Raw genomic sequence first — 22,259 nt, 5'->3', positions numbered from 1 at the left:
CGGTTAGTCAGTTAATAACGGATTGACTGAACCACTATCCAACTGACAGACTAGTTTAAATGCGAGTTAGCGACCAGATCGCTCACTAATTTCTCCTGCGATGATTTATCACTCAGTTCTTTACGGAGTACCTTCTCGGCAATGTCGAGCGATAGCGTAACTACTTCCTTTTTCATCTGTGCAATCAGTGCCTGCCGTTCGTTATTCATCGACTCGCGGGCCTGCTCCAGAATGCGCTTTCCTTCCGCTTCTGCTTTGCCGCGTGAATCGGCAATCATTTTATCGGATGCCTCTTTGGCACCCCGCAGAATGATATCACGATCGGCACGGGCCTGCACCAGCAGCTTTTCGTTGTCGGCTTTCAGTGCTGTCATTTCGAGCCGGGTTTTCTCGGCCAGATCAAGGGCACTTTGAATGTTATTTTCGCGCTCGTGCAGACTATCCGTAATAGGTTTCCAGGCAAACGCACGCAGAATCAGAAACAGGCCCAGAAAGACTATTACCTGCCAGAATAAGAGACCGAGATCGGGGGTAAGTAAATCCATTTGTTTAACGTATATTGAATCAGTACTATCAGTTTATATCAATCTTTTGTTGGTTAACGTTCGCCCGTCGGCAACCCCAAACGGGCGAACGTTTTCCGGGAAATTAGTGAGCAGGGATGCCAGTGCCTATTGCAACCAGCCTGCTCGTACTTGGATGACTATTGGCTTGCGCCGACCCGATTAGGCCGTAGCAACCAGCAGACAAATAACGGCTGCGAACAGGGCAACGGCCTCGATCAGAGCGGCAATAATCAACATGGCAGTCTGGATACGACCAGCCGCTTCCGGCTGACGGGCAATACCTTCCATGGCACTACCACCAATTTTACCAATACCCAAACCTGCACCAATAGCAGCCAGGCCAGCACCAATGGCAGCACCCATAACAGCAACACTACCAGTGGCTTCTAACAGCAAAGCAAACAACATTGCAAACATGATAAACTATTTATTAAACGTGAAACAAAAGATTCTAATCAAGTGATAACGTACAAGGTGCAAGTGGCTGAGGTAAAGTCATTATCTGACTGTTAATCACTTACAACTTCAAATCAGTGGGCTCCGGCTCCTTCATGGCCAATGCCATGATCTGCTTCGTGGTGATGCTCTTCCACCGCACTACCAATATACATGGCCGTCAGCAGCGTGAAAATGAACGCCTGCAGGAAAGCCACCAATATCTCGATCAGGTTCAGGAACAGCGTAAACGCCAGCACCACCGGACTGATAGAAAGACTGGTCATCATACCCCCCAAATTGTTAGCCATGAAAATAAGGCCCAGCAAACTCAGGATGATAATGTGCCCGGCAGTAATGTTGGCGAACAGTCGAATCATGAGCGATAAAGGCTTCATGAACACGCCCACTATCTCGACCGGAACCATGATTGGCAACAGCGCCACGGGAACCCCCGGTGGCTTAAAAATGTGCATCCAGTAATTTTTGTTACCACTCAAGGTAACGATTATGAACGTGATAACAGCTAGTACCAGCGTCACGGTGATATTCCCCGTTAGGTTAGCCGAGCCGGGCAACAGGCCCAGCAGATTGTTAATCAGGATAAAGAAGAACAGCGTCAGCAGGTACGGCAGGAACTTCTCGTAACGGGGGCCGATGCTTGGTTTGGCTACTTCATCCCGAACAAACAGGATAATTGGCTCCAGCAGCGACTGAATACCTGACGGTGCCCGGCCTTTGTTTTTGGCATACCCCCGACTGACAGCCGTAAACACCAGCAACATAATAGCCGCACTCAGGAATAGGGAAGCCACGTTTTTGGTGATCGAGAAATTGAAAAATTTAGCTTCCTCATCCACAACACCGGCTTCATTTACGCGGTGGATTTTACCGTGTACGTTCTTGTAACCATCGTGTACCTCTCCATGTGCCAGGTGCGACGAAGAGAACATTTCCAGCCCCCGATCCGCCGAGTAAAGAATAACAGGCAAATGCACTGTAACACCGTGAGCAAACTCCCAGCCGTAGTCATCTTTAATGTGGTGCATAATCATCTCACCGACATTAAATTTTCCTTTAGCGGCTGTCTCTCCACCTAACTGTGGTACGCCCGGCTCACCTTCCTGATGGTGCTCCTGTGCCCGAACACCCACTAACGAACTCAAAATGAGTGCCGTTACTACTAAGAATCTATTAATTGATAAACGCATCATATGATGTAACCAATCCATTTTATGAATCGCGTCGCAAGTTACGGGTAAGGCTCCAAATCTCAAAGCCTGTGTAACATATATATAATACAAGAAAGTCCAAAATGAAGACGCGACGCTGTTCAACATGGCGGAACAGAAAGAAACCCACAAAGGCAAGGCACAGTATCAGCCGGGCAACGGTAGCGGCCAGATACAGGGGGATCAATCGTTCCTGATTACCTTGTAAACCAGTATCTACCAGCCGATGCGTCAGGAACGAAACAGTTAGGAAAAATACCAGCAGAATTTTCCAGTAAGGGTGTAGCCAGGGTGAAACAAAATATACTTCGGCTACGAAAAATCCAATTGCGAGGAAGATGGTAAACAGAAAAGTACGAAGCATGAAAAGGGTAGAAACCGCTCGCCGGTTCTTTCAGTGTTCCGCACAAAGCTAACGTATTAGCTCTTATGCTGGGTACAATAAACAATCCCCATTATCTGATTCGCCATCCTCGTGCCATGCGCTCGCCTTTTCCTCTCACAAACCCAGAACGATGCGTTTAACGACCTTGATGGTTAATGAGTGATTTAGCCACGAAACAGAAGAAAAAAGGTTTCTGGATAAACATTGAATACTTTATGCCAAGCCCGGGATCTCGATTTGACGGATAATTTCTACTACATCACCCCAAACCGTACCAGTTGTAACCATCGGCAGTGCATTGGCAGGATACAACAGGCAGGTACACTAAAAACCGAACCAAGCCTCTGCCGGGAATTAAATATCCGGCAGAGACTTGTGGTTCGGTTTACTCGTAATTCAGCAGGGTTGTTGCTTCGCAGGGTTTATCGGTTTTGAAGCGAATCCATCGTGCCTGAAAACCCTTCGCAAATTCGTATTCGACCGCTTTACCGGGAGCTACTGTAAACGTCTTGTACTCCATCCAGACGCCCGTACCCACCGGGTCTGCTTCAAGGGTGAAGGTTATGGGCTTGGTAGCCTTGTGCGAGAGGGTTAGATGGCGCCGGTCGTAAAAACCAATCAGGTACGGATCAGACACCTCACTGGCTTTCACCAGCGTGTTTTTCCAGGGACCACCATGCCCGGTTGGCTTGCCCAGTTTCCAGAGGTCATCGATCGTACCCGCCCAAATGGCGGCCTGTTTATCGTCAGAAACAATGATATGATTGTTTTTTTCGGCCGCTTACAGGTCGATGCCAGTCATCACCAGCAGCCCCCGGTACGAGGCATAATCGTTAATACGCAGGTTGTGCGATGAAACAGGGCGAATTTTAGCGTAGCCATCGGCATTTTCGGCGGGTAATTCGTAAAATGTCCCCTGACAGTTGAATAGGTCACGTTCCGTTGCTACTTCCCGGCAAATACGCAGCGCTGCCTGATTGGTCAGTGATGTGTACGCTTCATGACCGAGTGGCAGCCGCCAGCGTCGCCCTTTATCGTCCACGATTAAAATGCTCGACTCGTCAATCGTCACGACTTTCTGCGGAATAGCAAATTTACGCTTAATAGTTTCCAGCGTGCCGGCGTCCTTTTTCCTGACGAGTTGCATAGTGCCGTCCAGTTCATAGTACCCAACATCCGTCGGCTGCCCGCCTGTATAGGTTAGGGCAGCCATGCCCAGCACCCGACGGTTATTCCCTAACCCATACAGTAGCCCACCCGCCGTGTTTGCCATGGTAACGGAACTAAGGCCGGAAAATAAGGCCGGAAAATAAGGCATTGGCGGTCGTACTCCGCAGGTCATTGGCCGAATACGAAAAGTGAGCGGTTAGATTAGCCGATTTATCTGACCTGACCCGAATCCATTCACCAGGCGCATCGGCATTAAAGATTACCGGAGTGGATTTATGCGCCCCAACGCGTAGGCTTTGCAGCGGAGTCCATTTTCCGGTTCCGCTTTTGTCAACATCAAAGGTAAGCTGAACATCCTGGTCGCTGTTATTCTGTACCCAGGCCGACCGATTGGGCCAGCCAGCAAACAGAAATGGCTCCGACGGCACATTGGCCTTAACCGCTTCGTTCAGCCAGACAGCCCCTTCGGCCGTATTCGGGCCGAGCTGGTCAGGCTGGTTTATCGAGGTGAACCACAGGTTCGAGTTCGATTGTCCGGGGCCTTCCAGGTTTCCTTTTGCTTTTCGTTTATTCAAAAATTCCCGCTGGGCCGAATCATCGCAGCCAAAAACCAGCTGATCCTGCCAGCGGGTATAATCGCCAATTACTTTCAGGTAGGCCGACCGGGGGCGAATTCCCGCCGTGTTACTGGCCGTAAATGTACCGGGGAATCCCCAGAACATCCCGTGCATGGTCATCAGGTAATCGGGCTGTTGAGGGGTACCTACATCCCGGATGCGGGGCCACTCGGTATTCCAGCCGTGCGCCCCATCGTAGGAATGGCTGGCTTTAGGAAGGCGAAAAAAATGCCAGCCGCTTGCTTTATCGCGCACGCCCAGCAGCACGGATTTATGATCCCAACCCGTTGCCCAGATAGGGTCGGTTTCCGGATTTTTATTGCCGTAAATACCACCGGGCCCGGTCACCTCTACAAACTGATTCCGCCGGACAACGGTCCAGTTTTTACCATTCCACTCCGACAGTGAACCCGCATCGATATCAAATTGAACCAGTGCTTTAGGCCCCAGCTCGCCATTGTTGGAGTACACCACAACCCCCTGGCCCGAATATACCCCTTTGCCGTGCGCTCCCGGCAATAAATCATTATGCTGGTTATTCGACTCGTCCGTCTCTTTTTTGTTTTTGACGTTGCCATCTTCATACAGCATCGTCGGGGTCAGGCTCTTCACGTCTACATCATAGAATCCTTCCTCCATGGTTCCGTAATAGATACGCCCCTTAGGATCGGTTAAGTGGCGGGCATTACCAGTATGCCGCCGAGGGTATATACCACATCGTATACCCAGCCGCTCCACCGGATCTACGGGGTTAAAATCCGGTTTGCCGGCATCGGAACGGTCTACTCCTTTTCTCTAAAGGATCTAAAAACAGGCATACTCTTTGATGGGAGCTTTTGATACGAGCTACCTGATTTGTCCATGAAACAGAATCAGGAGAGTTACCAATGCCAGAAATCCCGTACTACCTAACCGGCCCAGACCTTTCTCAACTTCATCAATCATAGACATTGGCGGCTCATTGGGTTCAGCACAACATACGACTGATTTAGTATTGAAAGTTTGGGTAACCAATACCCCGTTAACTGAGTCAAAATGCTGTAGTCCGTTGTAATGAGCGGAACCGTAGCCTAGTTTGTTCAACTAATTTGAAACAATTTTCAACATATTGAATCCACTTCCGAAACAATTACGTCACACAAGATATTAAAACGAGGCTAATGTGACAATCAACACCTCATTTGTCGTTTGTATCGTTGATTACTCGCTTAGCTTTGTATTTTCTAACTTGGTACTGTATTTAAAAACTGCTTGATAACATGGATGACCAGCCCTTCGAGATTTTGGTAGTTGATGACGACCCGAGCGTTATTGATCTGTTTAAGCGACTAGGAAAACAGGCGTTTTCGGAGGCAACCTTTACCTGGACCAAATCGCATCAGGAAACCATTTCGTATTTGTCCCGGTCAGTCAGCACCCTGCCCCGATTGATCTTGCTCGACATTGATCTTCAGATGGGTACGGATGGTTTATCAGCCCTTCCGGAATTAGTTAGCCGATTCTCCGGGCGGTTTCCCATTATCATGTTCTCCAACTTAAACGAACAGGATAAAATTCAACGGGCATATTCCTACGGCGCGGTTGCTTACACCCAAAAGCCACAGGAGTTACAGGAATGGAAGGATTATATCAGCATTTTAAGAAGGCACTGGTACGAGACAGTAGTTCTACCGCTACCAACCCTCAGGCAGGCGTAAAGCGCCCTGCTAATCGACAAAGACTATCCTTTTTCAATTAGCATCTAGTGCCTGAAACCCTGCCTGACAAACGAATTATGGCTAAATCAACCAAGCGATACGTACTGTTCGTCTACGGAAAATTCAGTTGTCAGTATCGCTGTAAATATGCGCAGCATGGGCTGTTACCTATCAATACCGTTGGGTACTGAACAATCTCTGGAATAAAACAAGCAGGCTATTTAAATCGCCCGCTTGCAGAATAAACAGGTAGCATCGCCCCCAAACAAGCTAAACTTACCCCCACGTATACCGCTCCAGCCTGAAAAGGGCTGCGGAATCATCATAAGTCTTCGGTCCCGATCCTGATTTCTACCCTTTTTCGAAGTATGCAGCGCAAAAGAGCCCGCCTACGCAATCGAAGCAGGGAGGCAATGCGTATATAATCTCAAAAAATAGCGTACCACCCATGTAAACGGGAGTTGTTGACCGCTGCGCGTCAGGATAATCGAAGACAACTAGCACCCGTGGGCCCTGTAACGCTGAATATACTTAATCCAACTGATCAATATAACTATAATGCTTTCCTACTTTTGCACGTCTTTACTTACGCCGGGGTTTACGAATCCATACGCTGCGGGACCGCTCAATCAGCGTATCTATACCGGTTTAGACGCTACCATATCACCTTATCTACCTTATTTGCACCTTGCATCGACCAATCCCTACAACGGTTAGTTCTCCGGTAACTGACTGATTATACCATTTGTATCTTTTCCCCCTTCGCTTACTGTCCCTATTTCTTTTCTCATCCAAGCCTCATTCTATGCGGTCATTATTACTTATTGCTTTTCTTTCGTTGTTACACGTTGCGGCATTGGCCCAGAAACTAACCGGGCAGGTTATCGACCAAACGTCGCAACAACCCATTATGGGTGCCACCGTGCAGGTAAAACGCACCCAGGCGGGTACACTCACCAGTGCCACGGGCACATTCACTCTTACCAACCTTCAGTCTGCCGATGTGCTGACGTTCTCATACCTGGGCTATAAGTCGCAGGAAGTTCAGTACACGGGGCAGACCAGTTTAAGCGTAGAACTCGTTGCGGGGGTGTCGCTCAATGAGGTCGTCGTGACGGCGCTGGGGCTGGAGCGCAACGCCCGGAGCCTGGGTTACGCCATTCAAAAAGTCGATGGGCGGCAGGTTAGCGACATCAAGGCGCCTAACTTTCTCGATAACCTGACGGGTAAGGTAGCGGGCGTGATGATCACCTCCGGCTCAACGGGCGTGGGGTCGTCGTCGCGCATCACCATCCGGGGCGAATCGTCCTTCACCAACAACAATCCTCTCTTTGTGGTCGACGGCATTCTGATCAACAACGCCACGGTGGTCAACCGGGTCAACGATGATGCCAACGGATTTCAGGAAATTGACTTTGGCAATGGTGCCATGGAGATCAACCCCGACGATGTGGCTGCGGTGTCGGTGCTCAAAGGCCCCGGAGCAGCTGCGCTCTACGGCACCCGTGCGGCCAACGGGGTTATCCTGATTACGACCAAAGACGGTTCGTCGGCGGGCAGAGGCATTGGCGTTAGCTTCAACAGCACGTTCTATACCGAGCGGCCGTTCCAGCTTCCCCGCTTTCAGAACAGCTATGGGCAGGGCAACAGCGGAGCGTTCAAGTATGTCAACGGTCTAAGCGGGGGCATCAACGACAACATCTCGTATAGCTACGGCCCCAAACTGGACGCGGGCCTGCTGATTCCGCAGTATGACAGCCCTGTAAACCTGCCCGACGGCAGGGTAGTGCGCGGAGCCGATACGCAGGTGTACAGCGGGCTTCCCATTACCCCGACCCCGTTTGTGTCGCACCCCGATAACCTGAAAAATTTCTACGAAACGGGCCACACGGCCATCAATAATCTGGCTATTTCGGGCAGCTACGATAAAGGCAGCTACCGGCTTTCGTTCACCGATCTGAACAGTCAGTCGACCATTCCGGGCGTCGATCTGAAGCGTAAGACGCTGGCTGCCCGGTTGCAGTTTGAGCCCATCAGACGGCTTAAATTCAGCTCATCGATTAATTATATCAACAGCGGCAGCGATAACCGCCCCGCCACCAAGTATGGGTCAGAAAACATCAACTATGCCCTCAGTGCCTGGCTGGGCCGGCAAACCGATGTCAATCCCATGAAGCAGTACTGGCAGCCGGGGCTGGAGGGTATTCAGCAGTTTTCCTACAACTACACCTACTTCGACAACCCGTATTTTACGCTCTACGAAAACCGCAATTCGTTTAACCGCGACCGGCTAATCGGGAACATTGCTGTCACGGGCGAACTGGCCCCTAATCTGACGCTGATGTTGCGGAGCGGCATGGACTACTCCAATGAGAACCGCCAGTTTCGGCGGGCTTTCAGCAGTAACCGTTTCAAGAGCGGAGCCTATGCCGAGAACGCCGTTTTTTTCCGGGAAATCAACACCGACTTCCTGCTGAACTACACCCGTAGTCTGGGACCGCTGTCACTCGACGTATCAGCCGGGGGTAACCGCATGGATCAACTGGCCTCGTTCGATCAGTATCAGGCCCTGACGCTGGCGCAGCCGGGGGTGTTTAAACTTAACAACGCAGCATCGCCGGTGGAGGTGTACCAGCAAAGTACCCGGAAGCGCATCAACAGCCTGTATGCCCTGGCCAAACTGGGTTTCAAAGACGTGCTGTTTATCGATATCACGGGCCGAAACGACTGGTCGAGCGCACTGGCCACGCCGACGTCCACGGCCAATACGGCCTTCTTCTACCCGTCGGTGTCGGCCAGTTGGGTGTTGTCGAACCAGTTTAGTCTACCCGCAATGATTTCCTTTGCCAAAGTACGGGCGAGCGTCGCCAGCGTCGGCAACGATACCAGTCCGTACCAGACGACGGGGGTGTTCAACGCGCGAAACCCGGTTTTTTCGCAGCCCGCTTTCAGCGATCAGCCTGCCATTGCCAACACCAACCTGAAACCGGAGTCGATCACCTCGGTCGAAGTGGGCACCGATGTCCGCTTCTTCAACGACCGGCTGGGCTTCGACCTGACCTATTACGACGCCCGCACCAGCAACCAGATCCTGTCGCTGCCCATTGCCATCCCGACGGGCTACAGCGAACGGGTCATCAACGGCGGAGAAGTGCGGTCGCGGGGTGTTGAGGCCGTAGTAACGGCGATGCCCATCCAGACGAGCCGCATCCGGTGGAACGTCAGCCTGAATTTCAGCCGTAACCGAACCAGCGTGGTATCGCTGCCCGAAGAGGCTGGCACCCTGACCCTGGGCTATAACCGCATCTACGATAACGTGAACCAGACCGTCTGGTATCAGGTACGGCAGGGCGACCGCATGGGCGATATGTGGGGAACGGGCTACCTGCGCAACGCCCAGGGCGAGTTTATCGTGGGCAGCAACGGGCAGTACATTGCCGACAACACGCTGAAGAAACTAGGTAACTACAACCCTGATTTCATCGTGGGCCTATCGAACCAGATCAGCGTCCGCAACTGGAACGTGGGTTTTCTTGTCGACTGGCGGCAGGGGGGCGTTTTGGTATCCAGGACGCTGGCACTGGCGGGCGTGGCGGGTCAGCTGATCGAAACGGCCGACCGACCCGAAGCGGGGATCGTAGCTAAGGGCGTGGTAAACACCGGCACGACCGACAATCCGAACTACCAGCCCAATACCCGCGCCATTCCGGCTGAAACGTATTACCGAATGTATTACGACCGCAACAACGAAGAGAACAGCACCTACAACGCGTCGTACGTGAAGCTGCGGGAACTGACCATCGGCTACACGGTACCCGAAACGGCCTGGCTGGCCAAAAAACTGGGTATGCAGCGGCTGACCGTTGCCCTGGTGGGGCGGAATCTGCTGGCTCTGTCGCACATCCCGCACTTCGACCCCGAACAAACCTCGTTCCAGCAAAATCAACTTCAGACCGGTGTGGAGGACATGACCTACCCAACTACCCGCAACATGGGCGTAAGACTAAGCGTGAATTTTTAAGCCCTACGACCACCGGAATGCCGGACCATCGGAATGCCGGGCCACCGGACTACCGGAATGCCGGACCATAACTAACTGACCATGAAACATACACGATACAGCATCCTCCTGCTGCTCGTACTAACTGGCTTTTTGCCGGGCTGTACGGATAACTTCAAGGAAATCAACACCAACCCCAATGCACCGGTCGACGTGCAACCGTCGCTGCTGTTCCGCAAGATCCTGTTCGACTACGGCGATCAGATGTCGTACGAAGCGTTCGTTGCGGGTAACCTGCTGGGGCAGTACTTTACGGCCATCGACTTCAACCTATTCGACCGGCATAGCCTCAGCGAGCCGCAGTACGGCGGCAACCCATGGCCATTTATTTACACCAACCTGCGCGACAACGAGATTCTGTTACAAAAAGCACGCGCTAACACGGCGTTCGGCGTGTACGAAGGCCCGGCCCTGATTATGAAAGCCTACATGGCTGCCACGCTGACAGACTTATACGGTGACGTTCCCTATAGCGAAGCCCTACAGGGAAAAGCGGGGGTGATCACGCCTGCCTACGACACACAGGAAGCCATCTACACAGCGGCCGGTGGCATACTGGACAACCTCGACAAGGGCATTGCTTCCATCAACAATTACAAAGGGGCTACGGCTCTCGACGGCGATATTCTTTACGGCGGCAACCGCAGCAAGTGGATACTATTTGCCAATTCCCTGAAAATCAAATCCCTGATCCGTATTTCGGGTAAGGTAAACGTGAAGGAGGCCCTGCAAAAAGTGTATACCGAAGGCAATTTCATCAAGGTTAATACGGACAACGCGGTATACCGGTTCTCGCTGACGCAGCCCAACAACTTTCGCATGTCGACGGCGCGTATTGGTGATTTTAACCTGTTCATCATGTCCCTCACCAGCCAGGAAGTACTCACCAGTCTGAATGACCCGCGGATTCAGGTATTCTTCCGACCTACCGCTGCGAAACCCGGCACCTATAAAGGGCTGCTCAACGGGCCTGATGCCTCGAAACTCTCGATCTCGGTGGCCGATTACTCCTTTACGGGAACGGTATTCCGGGAAGAGTCGGACAAGCTGTATGCCAATTACATGACGGCTTACGAAACCAGTTTCTGGCTGGCCGAAGCCGCCGAGCGGGGTCTGGTATCGGCTTCGGCCAGGGAATGGTACGAATGGGGCGTCACCCAGGCTTTCGACTACTGGCGGACGGCATTACCTTCCAGCTACCTGACCAGTAGTAAGGTGGCCTACGGTCAGAATGGCCAGAATCCAATCGAACAGATTCTGACGCAGAAATGGCTGGGCAACATCAACAATGGCTACGAAGGCTGGACCGAATACCGCCGGACGGGATTCCCCCGCCTGAAAACGATTGCGGCCAGCCTGAATAACGGACTAATTCCTGTTCGGATGCCCTACCCCGGTACGGAAAGTGCCCTGAACGCCGTTCAATACAAAAAAGCCGCCGATAAAACTCAGAGCAACAGTATCAACGTGCCCGTATGGTGGGCCACCCGCTAATCACCCCCGCATGACCATAACCCTGTTGCAGTGGGCCTTAGTACTCGCGTCGAGCATTACACTGTTTTTCGTATCACCCCTCTCCCGGACTGCACCCGAATTTTTCAAAGGAGCCCGTAAAGAGCGCACCCCGAACACCGTTTTCCTGACGAGTAGTCTGGTGATTTCCTGGCTATTTGCCAAGTCGATCACCAATGCCGCCAACCTGGGCCAAAGCTTTGGGCTGGTAGGGGGCGTTGCCTATGCGGGGTACTATCTATCGTTTCTGGTAGCCGGTTTTGTCATTGTGTCGATGCGCAACAAGGGCGGCTATCGCAGCATCCACCATTTTCTGGAATCGAAGTTCGGGGGGAGTGCGGTGGTGGTCTTTACGTTCCTGATTATCATCCGGCTGTACAACGAAATCTGGTCCAACACCATCGTCATCGGCTCCTACTTCGGGGCGCAGGGTACTACTGATTATTACGTGGCTATTCTGGTATTTACCCTGCTGACGCTGGCGTACACGCTGAAAGGCGGTATGAGCAGTTCGATTATGACCGACGTAATTCAGCTGACACTGTTTGTGGTGTTGCTGACGGTAATTCTGGGCTTTATTCTGCCGCAGTACGGGGGTAGCCTTACGCCCTTCCTAGGCAGTGGGCACTGGGAGTTGAGTCAGGGCGTCGATCTGTTGCTGGTAGCGTTGGTTCAGTGTTTCAGCTACCCGTTTCACGACCCGGTCCTGACCGACCGGGGGTTCATCTCCGACACCCGTACCACGCTGAAGGCTTACCTCTGGGCGGGGGCCATTGGTGCGCTCTGCATTATCTTTTTCAGCTTCGTCGGCATATTTGCCAAACTCAACGCCCTGACGGGCGAAGCACCGGTGGCCGTGGCGCGGTATTTCGGCGTAGCCATGCTGCTGCTGATGAACCTCATCATGGTTACCTCAGCCTCGTCGACCCTTGATTCGGCCATGGCGTCGTTTTCCAAACTAATCAGTATCGACCTGAGCAAAGCCGTCGTGCCGAGCGTAACGAAAGGGCGGTGGGCCATGGTGGCCTTAACGGTACTGGGCACTATTCCGGTGTTCTTCGACCCCGCCATTCTGTCGGCCACTACCATCAGCGGCACCCTGGTACTGGGGCTGGCACCCATATTTTTGTTCTGGAATATCCCCGTACCGCGCCTGACGTTCCACCTGTCGGTAGTGGGCGGGCTGGTGCTGGGCGGGTTGCTGACGTTTCTGCCCCTGCCCGATGCATGGCGGGTAGGCGATGGTAAATATGGCTCGCTGCTCAGCGTGAACCTGATCACCTCTGGTTACTGTTTCCTGGTATTCGCAACCAGTACTTTTTTCCGAAGAAGGACGCATGATTGATAGACCCTATACCGAAGACCTCGGTACGCGCAGTGGCCCGCTGCTTGTGTTTGGGGGTCCCTACTCGAACCTACAGGCACTGGAAACGCTAAAAAGCATAGCCGACCAGCTACAAATTCCCGCCAACAACATCATCTGCACCGGCGATATCGTGGGCTACTGCGCCCAACCCGAAGAGTCGGTGCAGTTCGTTAAGGACTGGGGTATCCATACCATTCAGGGCAACGTGGAGCAAAACATCATCCGGGGCGAAGACGACTGCGGCTGCAACTTCGCCGAGGGCGGTCGGTGTGATCTGTTCTCCCGTACCTGGTTTCCCTACGCGGTCCAGACGCTGTCGGCCGAATCGGTCGCCTGGCTGAGTACACTGCCGCTCCATTTGTCATTCCGGTACGCGGGCAAGTCGGTAACGGTGCTGCACGGGGCCGCTACCGGCATCGCCGATTTTGTGTTTGCGTCGACACCCTGGCCGGTGAAAGAAACGAGTTTTGCGGCTACCGGAGCCAACGTAATACTGGCTGGTCACGCCGGACTACCTTTTGCTGACACAGGAGAAGGGCAGTACTGGCTCAATGCGGGCGTAATCGGGATGCCCGCCAACGATGGCACCCCACGCGTATGGTACCTGCTGCTCGCTGATACCGATGGGCAGTTCTCCTACACCTTTCACGCCTTTACCTACGAAAACCGCACGGCTCATCAGCTCATGCAGGCCAATCAACTACCGGATTCCTACGCGCAGACGCTCCTGACGGGATTTTGGGACAATTGCGAGATTCTGCCCGAAGCCGAGAAAGCCCTACAGGGCCGGGCGATTACACTGGATCAGGAAGTTCGTGAACGAGCTGTTTTGTAGACTAGTTTCTACGTCAGGAAGAAAACGCTCAGGAAGCGTTGTCAGCAGGACTCTCCTGAGGAACCAAGATTGATATCGGACGTAAAAACGTCGATTGCGAGTTAACTGATGTACGAAAGAGAAAGTACCTACAAATCATTGACTAGTTTGAGCAACATCTCTTTCTTTATGCTACTCTCCTCCGACTTGTCGTAAATGGTAATCAGGTAGATATCCGTCCCTTCTTCCGTCTTACTGAGCAGATATGTAATCACCCGGAAACCACCGCTTTTACCTTTGCCTTTGCTCTTGCTGGCTAACCGAATTTTGTATAAACCAGCACCCAGGGACTCACCTGTATCTGGTGTTTCAGTTAGGTTTTCAATAAGTGCATCTAATTCACTTTCCAGCGATGCAAATTTCCTGGCAAGCCTTTTATACCGACTTTCAAAATGGGGAGTAAGTGCTATCTTATTCGCCATCGTGCATTTCTCGCTTGAGGTCGTCGAATGTTCTTCGGGGCAATTTCCCCTCCTGAATAAGTTTCGCCTGCTTTAGGCTCAATTCTATCTCTTCCATCAACGACAGGGGATTTTCATTTTCCTCCTCGCTGATAATAAGCTTCTTCAATTCCTGCCGAACGCGCTTGGGCAATACTTTATATTGTTCGTAAATAATCTGGGCGGTGCTCATTGTTGTAAATGGCTAAGCTATGAATGGAACAGATTCATGTTCACTTCTGGGTCAGTTGTCGGATAAACAGGTAGAGCGATGCGCCGATGGCGGTGAGCGATAGAACGATGGTCCAGATGGGCCGGTGATTCTGCTGCCAGGCATCCAGTTTCATGCCTGCCCATACCCCTAACCCAATGGTAGCCAGCATCTGAAAGGCAATGCCACTGAACTGAACGAACGACGTTGTTTTCTCCGTCGCTTTCTTTATCGGCTCGTCCACCCGAACAGGGTGGCGGGGGCTTCGGGAATCAGATTGGTCGGGGTCGTTCTCCACAGAGTTTGAGGTTTGGTACAATATACCGTGCAAAATTCGTTAATTTGACCAAACGTTCCATATAATCAACGCATACTGCAACGTTTTACTACGATTGACCACGCGTTTTTTTAGGATGTCCCGCTATCGACATAACCATTTTCTTTTGCTCCTTACGGTCCTGGCTGCCCTGACCGGTGGGCTACTTTCCTGCTCCCAGTACAGCACCAAACCCGTTAGTAAAGGCTACCATAATCTTACGGCGCACTATAATGCCTACGTGATTGCCCGCGATGAGATTAATGAAGCCGAACGGATTTTGTTTAAAAACCGGCAGGAGAATTATAATCAGCTGCTCCCCATTCTGTTACCTGTCGATTCCAACGCCACGGCCCCCGTAAAACAGGAACTGGATGATGCTATCAAAAAAGCATCGCTCATTCCCGAACGCCACCAGAACAGTAACTGGCTCGATGATGCCTACAACCTGATTGGCCGGGCCCGGCTGCTGAAACAGGATTTACCCAATGCCATCGAGGTGTTCAAATACGTCAATACCAAAGGCACCAATGAGAATGACAAGCACACGGCTTTAGTGGGTCTGATGCGGGCGTATGTGGAAGCCAGCGATTATACCAACGCCCTGAACGTAGCGGAATACCTGCGCACGCAACCCCTTAATACCATAAACACCCGCGATTTTTATCTGACGAAGGCTTATCTGCACGAGCGGGCGGGCGAGTATGCTACCGCTGTTGGTATTCTGGAAGCTACCTTTCCCAGCCTGAAGAAAGGCGAAAAAACGGCCCGACTACACCTGATTGCCGGGCAATTGTACGACTTGATCGGGCAACCGGCCAAAGCCGTCGACCAGTACCAGCAGGTACTCCGGTCCCGCCCTACCTACGACCAGTCCTTTTATGCCAACCTCTACGCCATTCAGAGCAACGGCCTCACCGGCGACCAGAAGCGGATGGCACAGTCGGCCGAAACGTTTGAGAAGTTGCTGAACGACCGCAAGAATGAGGATCTGAAGGATAAAATCTATTTTACGATGGGTCTGCTCGAAGCCCGGAGTGGACGCATAGACCAGGCTATCAAACGCTACAGCCAGTCTATTCAGGCTGCCGGGTCCAACACCACGCAGGTTCCCTACACCTATCTGGAGATTGGTAAACTGTATTTCGAGAAAAAGACCGATTACCTGAACGCCAAAGTTTACTACGACAGTGCCCTGGCCCTGCTACCCAAACAATCGCCTGATTATGCATCCCTACTGAGCCGTAAGAATACGCTCGATGAATTCGTTCAGTATAAAACAACCATCCGTACAGACGATAGCCTGCTGGCACTGGCTCAACTGGACCCGGCCGCCCTCGATAAACTGCTCAATAAAACCATCGACCAGCTGGAAAAAGAAGATAAGGCTCGGGCCGCGCTTGCCCAGCAAATTATTGATAAGGCAACGAACGGCAACAGTACCGTAGTGCCGGGAGCGACAAACTCGAACCTGCCACCCGGCGAACGATGGGTACTGTATAACCCCATCGCCCTGAGCCGGGGGAAGCAGGAGTTTGGCGTGAAATGGAGCAACCGCCCCCTGGAAGATAACTGGCGACGCACTAACAAGGAGGAGTCGGCAGCTATAGCGGGCGTAAACAGTCCGGTACAGGGAGCTTCATCGGCGGCTACGGCTATCAATCCGAACCCTCCCCTGCCCCAGTCCGAAGCAGCCCGGGCAACGGATGCCACCATGGCACTGGCAACGGGTCGAAAATCGCAGAAAGAGGGGATGAAGCTCAAAATTCCGTTTACCCCGGAAGCGCAGGTAGCCGCCAACCAGCGGATTGAAAGTGCGCTGTATAAGCTGGGGAAACTGTACAAATTCCAGTTCAATCAGCCCACCGATGCCATCCTGACGTTTGAACAGTTACTGAGCCGGTATCCGAACACGATTCAGAAACCTGAAGTATATTACCTGTTATACCTCTCAAATGAGCAACTGAGCAAGGGGTCATCGTGGAAAGATAAACTGCTGGCCGAATACCCAAATACCTCCTACGCCCGTTTGACGGGTAAGGCCATTAATCAAACAACGGATTCGGAAGCGCAGGCGCAGAAAACGTACACCGAAATCTACGAACTCTACAAAGCCAATAACCCAACCGAAGCCCTGGCCCGGGCCGAAAATGCGCTCGGTCGGCTTGCCGGTAGTCAACTGGAGGACAAATTAGCGCTGTTGCGTGTTATCCTGATTGGCAGGGTGAAAAATATAGACGCATACCGGCAGGCCCTGGCCGAATACGTACGCGACTATCCGGGCAGCCAACTCCTGCCGAACGTAAAAGAGATGCAGGCTGCGGCCGAACAGACAGCTGCCAATAGAAAATAATCCGTTTCGGCCCCTGAGCCGACAAGCTATTAATCCCTAAAAAAGAAATGATTGACTTTGCCCCCGGAAAATTCCGGACTATCATAAAAAATCTCTGGCGCTTTTCGCTACTGGGTATCCTAATGCTGGTGCTCTACGTATTGGCCGTCAGCTACAATTTCCTGTGGCTCTTCGGTGGCATGCCAAGTTTGAAAGCCCTGGAAAACCCAAAGAGCGAGGAAGCCTCTGAAGTGTACACGGCCGATAACCAGCTCCTGGGAAAGTATTATTCCGAAAACCGTACACCCATTGAAATTTCGCAGGTGTCGCCCAATGTCACCTCCGCCCTGCTAGCAACGGAGGATGCCCGATTTGTTAAACACGCCGGTATCGACCCCCGTTCGCTCTTCCGGGCCGTGAGTGGCCTGCTCACCTTTCGCGACGCGTCGAGTTCGGGGGGCGGCAGTACCCTGACGCAGCAAACGGCCAAAAACCTGTTCGATACCCGCCGGGAGGAACTGCGCGGCCCGCTGGGCGATATTCCTATTGTTGGGCTGGTGATTGCCAAAACAAAGGAATGGATTCTGGCCGTGCGGCTGGAGCGAAATTATACCAAGCAGGAGGTGATGATGATGTACCTCAACACGGTCTCGTTCGGCAACAACACCTATGGTATCAAAACGGCGGCCAAAACCTACTTCAGCAAAGAACCCTGGGCGCTGAATGTGGAAGAAGCCGCCCTGCTGGTCGGTATGCTCAAAAACCCGACACTTTATAACCCGCGTTTGTATGAAGACCGCACCCGCGAACGCCGGAATGTGGTGCTGAGTCAGATGAAAAAGTACAAATTCCTGACGCAGGAGCAGTTCTTTACCTACAAGAACAAGCCCGTGAAACTGGACTTCAGTATTGAAAATCAAAACACGGGTATGGCTGCTTACTTCCGATCGGTTGTCAAGGAAGATATCAAGCGGTGGATAAAGCAGTACAATGAAGAAAACCCCGAGGCCGAACTGGACCTGTACACCAGTGGGCTAAAAATCTATACTACCATCGACTCCCGGATGCAGGCCTATGCCGAAGAGGCTGTGATGGCCAACATGCGCGACCAGCAGACGAAATTTTATGAGCACTGGCGCGGCCGGAATCCCTGGGTACAACCCAAAAAAGTGGGTAAACGAACGATATACGAAGAAATTCCGGGATTCATCCAGCGGGAAGCCCGCCGGACAATGCGCTATCGGCAACTGAAAACTACGTATGGTAACGATGAAAAGGCGATCTGGGCGGAGATGAATAAGCCATCCAAGATGAAAGTGTTCGTGTATGGCGGCAAGCGATACGAGAAAGACACGACCATGAGTTCACTGGATTCGATTCGCTACTACAAGCGACTACTCAACACGGGTTTTATGTCGATGGACCCTCGGGACGGGCACGTAAAAGCCTGGGTGGGGGGCATCAATTTCCGGCATATGAAGTTCGACCACGTCCGGCAAAGTCGTCGGCAACCGGGGTCGACGTTCAAGCCGTTTATCTATCTGACCGCTATGGATCAGGGCTTTGTGACGCCCTGCAGCCATATCACCGATCAACCCACGACCTTCGCTCATGGCGAGGATAACAACGGCGGCCCTGCCTGGACGCCGAAAAATTCAAATGGAAAGTACAGTTACGAGAGCCTGTCGCTCCGGGAGGCATTAGGCCGGTCAATAAACACCGTTAGTGCCCAGTTAATCAAGAAAACAAGGGCGGCAGAGGTCATAAAATATGCCCACGAGATGGGCATCCAGAGCAATGACCTGCCCGAAAATCCAACGCTTTGCCTCGGCACGGGTGATGTGGCTGTTTATGAAATGGTTAGTGCTTACTGTGCCTTCGCCAATGGGGGAATGCGCGTTCGGCCGATGATGCTTATTCAGATTACTGACAAAAATGGCAATGTGCTCAAAACATTCTCACCCGATGCCAAACAGGTTATCAGTGCCAACCGGGCCTACGAAATGCTGCATTTGATGCGGGGAGCCGTCGAAGAACCAAATGGCACCGCTCAGCGCTTACGGACGCAGTACAAACTGTCGGAAGGGGGCAACGAAATTGCGGCCAAGACCGGTACGACATCCAACTACTCCGATGCCTGGTTTATGGGTCTGACCCAGCACCTGGTATCGGGCCTTTGGGTAGGGGGCGATAGCCGGGCCATTCACTTCCGAACCATTGAACTGGGGCAGGGTGGCCGGATGGCGATGCCCGCCTGGGCCATATACATGCAAAAAATATATAAGGATCCTTCTCTGACACGATACCGCCCGGAGCCCTTCCGCAAACCAAACAACTTCCAGATCGACTGTGGTGGGTACTACATCGACTCATCCCAACGGTATATTCCGCCCAAAGTGGTACCAGGGGAAGATGATGAGATTTTGCAATAGTATGAAAAGAGCCAGCCTATCGCTGGCTCTTTTCATATCAAACTAACCGGCAACCTTTAGCCCGTATTCGTTGTTTTGTAAGGCGGCTCTAGCAGGCCAATTGTCCGTTTACTTCCCGTTTATTCCAGCCTGTTTGCTGGCCCGTTATATGCCCGAATTCGACTATAAACAAGAATTAGCCAAAGTCCCCCACGAGCCGGGTGTTTACCGGTATTTCGATACAACGGGAGAAGTCATTTACGTCGGCAAGGCCAAAGACCTGAAAAACCGCGTCAGCAGTTATTTCACCAATTCCAAAGGACACGACCGGAAAACGTTACGGCTGGTCAGTCAGATTCGGAAAATCGAGTTTACGATTGTCCATACTGAATTTGACGCGTTGCTGCTCGAAAACCAACTTATCAAACGGTACCAGCCCAAGTTTAATATTCTGCTGCGCGATGATAAAACGTACCCCTTCGTCTGTGTCACAAATGAGCACTTCCCCCGCGTACTGACTACCCGGCGTATCGACCGGAAGCAGGGTACTTTTTACGGGCCTTTTGCCAACCTGAAACCCATGTATACCGTGCTGGATATGTTCAGTCAGCTGTACACGATTCGCACCTGCAACTATAACCTCGCGCCCGAAAACATCGAAGCAGGTAAGTATAAAGTCTGTCTGGAATACCACATCGGCAATTGCAAAGGCCCCTGCGAAGGCAAACAGACTGAAGCGGATTACGACAGCGATGTGGAGCAGATTCACAACATTCTGAAAGGTAATCTGAAACCGGCGCAGGAGTATTTCAAAAATCGTATGGTCGAAGCAGCTGGTGATCTGGCCTTTGAGCAGGCGCAGAAATACAAAGAGAAAATAGACGTGTTGCAGCGTTTCCAGAGTAAATCGACCGTCGTAAATCCGAAGATTGCCGATGCGGATGTGTTCTCTATTGCCTCCGACGAAACTGCCGCTTATGTCAATTTCATGAAAGTGGTGAATGGCACCATCGTGCAGACCCACACGGTGGAGGTGAAAAAGAAACTGGACGAACCTGACCCGGATATTCTGGCGATGCTGATTATCGAGTTTCGGGAGCAGTATGGCAGTCAGGCCAAAGAGTTGATTACCAACATTCCGCTCGATGTTGACCTGAAAGCCGAAGTGACCGTTCCGCAGATTGGCGACAAACGAAAACTGCTGGATATGTCGCTGAAAAACGTGCTGTACTTCCGGCGCGAACGGCAGGAACGGGCAGCCGCCGAAGCCACAGCCAACGCCAGTAAGAAAGACCGCGTACTCATCCGGCTCAAGCAGGATCTGCAGCTTAAAACCATTCCGAACCGCATCGAGTGTTTCGACAACTCCAACATTCAGGGTACCAACCCCGTGGCGGCTATGGTGTGTTTTATTGGCGGCAAACCGGCCAACAAAGAATACCGGCACTTTAGTATCAAAACCGTTATTGGCCCCAATGACTTTGCCAGCATGTATGAGGTCGTTACGCGCCGATATAGCCGCGTGCTCACCGAAGGCCTTGACATGCCCGACCTGATTGTGATTGACGGGGGCAAGGGGCAGCTCAGTGCCTCCTGCGACGCCCTCAAAGACATGGGCCTGTATGGAAAAGTTCCTATTATTGGCATTGCCAAGCGGCTGGAGGAGATTTACTTTCCCGAAGACAACCTCCCGCTGTACATCGACAAGAAGTCGGAGTCGCTCAAACTCATTCAGCGCATCCGCGATGAAGCGCACCGCTTTGCCATTACCTACCACCGCGACAAACGCAGTCGAAACAGTCTGATCAGCGAGTTGGAAAACGTGGAGGGAGTGGGTAAAAAAACGGCGGCTAAACTGCTGAAGCACTTCAAAGGGGTAAAAAAAATCCGCGAAGCCACCTTCGATGAAGTAGCCGAAGTAGTCGGTAATGACCGGGCAACCAAGTTGAAGAGTTACTTCGACACCATTCAAAACGGATAGGCTAAAGACCTTAATACGTAGTCCGTAGCGGGTAAACGGCAAGACCTCGCCGGGCACGTCGGTGCTGTAGCGCAAGCCTGCTGTACCGGCAGTACACTAAATTTCCTGCAATTATTCCTGCCCGCTGACACACGCTGTTACGGCGTATCGACCGTCCGGCCAAACGGGCTATTTTCCAAACAGGAATGCACGTTCTATTCAGGAAATATACTCATTTTTAATTGTTGTAAATACTCAAAACGCACTTTTTAAAAAGTACGTTTACCGATTGAATCCATTAGTGGATAGTTAGCCATTTTTTACCGGTTTAGGGATACTTTTTTCGTTATTTTTTACTATTACCAGTATACGTATTTGTCATTATTACTCATAAAAAATCCGTGTACTGAATACTGACTGGTTCTGTTTTCACGTCAACTCCCACTGCCGCAATAAATTGAATTAGTACAATTGAAACATTTGACAGTAAGACACTTATACGTCGATATGAAGAAATAAATTAAGTGCAAAATCAAAAAAGACAAGTTGAAAACATTTTCGCTAAACAGTTGTTACAGAGGGTATTTAATCTGTCTTTTATAAGTTTATCAGAAGAATATTCTCCTTCCTCTATTCTTAACAATTCATAGTATAGCCTTAAAGCAGGCAAGCGAA

The 22,259-nt window shown here is 51.7% G+C and carries 14 protein-coding genes and 1 pseudogene; 8 read left to right on the top strand and 7 right to left on the bottom strand.

All coding sequences use genetic code 11. The features are described from left to right. Window positions 1-50: 50 nt before the first annotated feature. The 4 genes and pseudogenes from atpF to B157_RS36070 form a co-directional block, all read right to left on the bottom strand. Window positions 51-545 (bottom strand): F0F1 ATP synthase subunit B, encoded by a 495-nt coding sequence (gene atpF / locus B157_RS0127420; RefSeq protein ID WP_020606515.1) that lies wholly within the window; start codon window positions 543-545, stop codon window positions 51-53. A gap of 180 nt (window positions 546-725) precedes the next feature. Then, window positions 726-983 carry an ATP synthase F0 subunit C gene (gene atpE / locus B157_RS0127415; RefSeq protein ID WP_018621705.1) on the bottom strand — a complete coding sequence of 86 codons (258 nt, stop codon included), beginning with the start codon at window positions 981-983 and terminating at the stop codon, window positions 726-728. Between the two features lie 113 nt (window positions 984-1,096). Further along, window positions 1,097-2,215 carry a F0F1 ATP synthase subunit A gene (gene atpB, locus B157_RS0127410; RefSeq protein WP_026308999.1) on the bottom strand — a complete coding sequence of 373 codons (1,119 nt, stop codon included), beginning with the start codon at window positions 2,213-2,215 and terminating at the stop codon, window positions 1,097-1,099. Between the two features lie 788 nt (window positions 2,216-3,003). Then, window positions 3,004-5,110: pseudogene (locus tag B157_RS36070) on the bottom strand (hypothetical protein); the annotation flags it as partial. Between the two features lie 554 nt (window positions 5,111-5,664). On the opposite strand from B157_RS36070, the gene B157_RS0127390 reads away from it, so the two are divergent. The 5 genes from B157_RS0127390 to B157_RS0127370 all read left to right on the top strand — a co-directional run bounded on the left by B157_RS0127390 (window position 5,665) and on the right by B157_RS0127370 (window position 13,875). Further along, window positions 5,665-6,102, top strand: a complete 438-nt coding sequence (locus B157_RS0127390) for a response regulator (protein ID WP_020606511.1) — start codon at window positions 5,665-5,667, stop codon at window positions 6,100-6,102. An 805-nt stretch (window positions 6,103-6,907) separates the two neighbouring features. Then, window positions 6,908-10,123 carry a SusC/RagA family TonB-linked outer membrane protein gene (locus tag B157_RS0127385; RefSeq protein WP_020606510.1) on the top strand — a complete coding sequence of 1,072 codons (3,216 nt, stop codon included), beginning with the start codon at window positions 6,908-6,910 and terminating at the stop codon, window positions 10,121-10,123. An 81-nt stretch (window positions 10,124-10,204) separates the two neighbouring features. Next, entirely contained in the window at window positions 10,205-11,656 is a 1,452-nt protein-coding gene (locus tag B157_RS0127380) for a SusD/RagB family nutrient-binding outer membrane lipoprotein (RefSeq protein WP_020606509.1), read from the top strand. A gap of 10 nt (window positions 11,657-11,666) precedes the next feature. After that, a complete protein-coding gene (locus tag B157_RS0127375; RefSeq protein WP_020606508.1) occupies window positions 11,667-13,019 on the top strand; it encodes a sodium:solute symporter family transporter in 1,353 nt (450 codons plus the stop codon). Further along, window positions 13,012-13,875 carry a metallophosphoesterase family protein gene (locus B157_RS0127370; protein ID WP_020606507.1) on the top strand — a complete coding sequence of 288 codons (864 nt, stop codon included), beginning with the start codon at window positions 13,012-13,014 and terminating at the stop codon, window positions 13,873-13,875. Before B157_RS0127375 ends, B157_RS0127370 begins: the two co-directional genes overlap by 8 nt. Window positions 13,876-14,003: 128 nt before the next feature. Here the strand turns inward: B157_RS0127370 and B157_RS0127365 are convergent, their stop codons facing one another. Genes B157_RS0127365 through B157_RS0127355 form a run of 3 tightly spaced genes read right to left on the bottom strand, consistent with a single transcriptional unit; the run spans window position 14,004 to window position 14,863 of the window. Next, window positions 14,004-14,336, bottom strand: coding sequence for a type II toxin-antitoxin system RelE/ParE family toxin (locus B157_RS0127365; RefSeq protein ID WP_020606506.1), 333 nt, complete (start codon window positions 14,334-14,336; stop codon window positions 14,004-14,006). Continuing rightward, entirely contained in the window at window positions 14,326-14,547 is a 222-nt protein-coding gene (locus B157_RS0127360) for a hypothetical protein (RefSeq protein WP_020606505.1), read from the bottom strand. The genes B157_RS0127365 and B157_RS0127360 overlap by 11 nt, the downstream gene beginning before the upstream one ends. Before the next feature lie 40 nt (window positions 14,548-14,587). Next, a complete protein-coding gene (locus B157_RS0127355; protein ID WP_020606504.1) occupies window positions 14,588-14,863 on the bottom strand; it encodes an AtpZ/AtpI family protein in 276 nt (91 codons plus the stop codon). 115 nt (window positions 14,864-14,978) lie between these two features. Between B157_RS0127355 and porW the strand changes: the two genes are divergently transcribed. The 3 genes from porW (at window position 14,979) to uvrC (ending at window position 21,605) form a co-directional block, all read left to right on the top strand. Then, window positions 14,979-17,234 carry a type IX secretion system periplasmic lipoprotein PorW/SprE gene (gene porW, locus B157_RS0127350; RefSeq protein WP_026308998.1) on the top strand — a complete coding sequence of 752 codons (2,256 nt, stop codon included), beginning with the start codon at window positions 14,979-14,981 and terminating at the stop codon, window positions 17,232-17,234. A 47-nt stretch (window positions 17,235-17,281) separates the two neighbouring features. Then, a complete protein-coding gene (locus B157_RS0127345; protein WP_020606502.1) occupies window positions 17,282-19,645 on the top strand; it encodes a penicillin-binding protein 1A in 2,364 nt (787 codons plus the stop codon). A gap of 148 nt (window positions 19,646-19,793) precedes the next feature. After that, window positions 19,794-21,605 carry an excinuclease ABC subunit UvrC gene (gene uvrC, locus B157_RS0127340; protein WP_026308997.1) on the top strand — a complete coding sequence of 604 codons (1,812 nt, stop codon included), beginning with the start codon at window positions 19,794-19,796 and terminating at the stop codon, window positions 21,603-21,605. Window positions 21,606-22,259 lie beyond the last annotated feature (654 nt).

The sequence above is a fragment of the Spirosoma spitsbergense DSM 19989 genome (genome assembly GCF_000374085.1).
In the GTDB taxonomy this organism is placed as follows: Bacteria; Bacteroidota; Bacteroidia; order Cytophagales; family Spirosomataceae; genus Spirosoma; species Spirosoma spitsbergense.
This window is presented reverse-complemented; position numbering and strand designations above follow the sequence as displayed.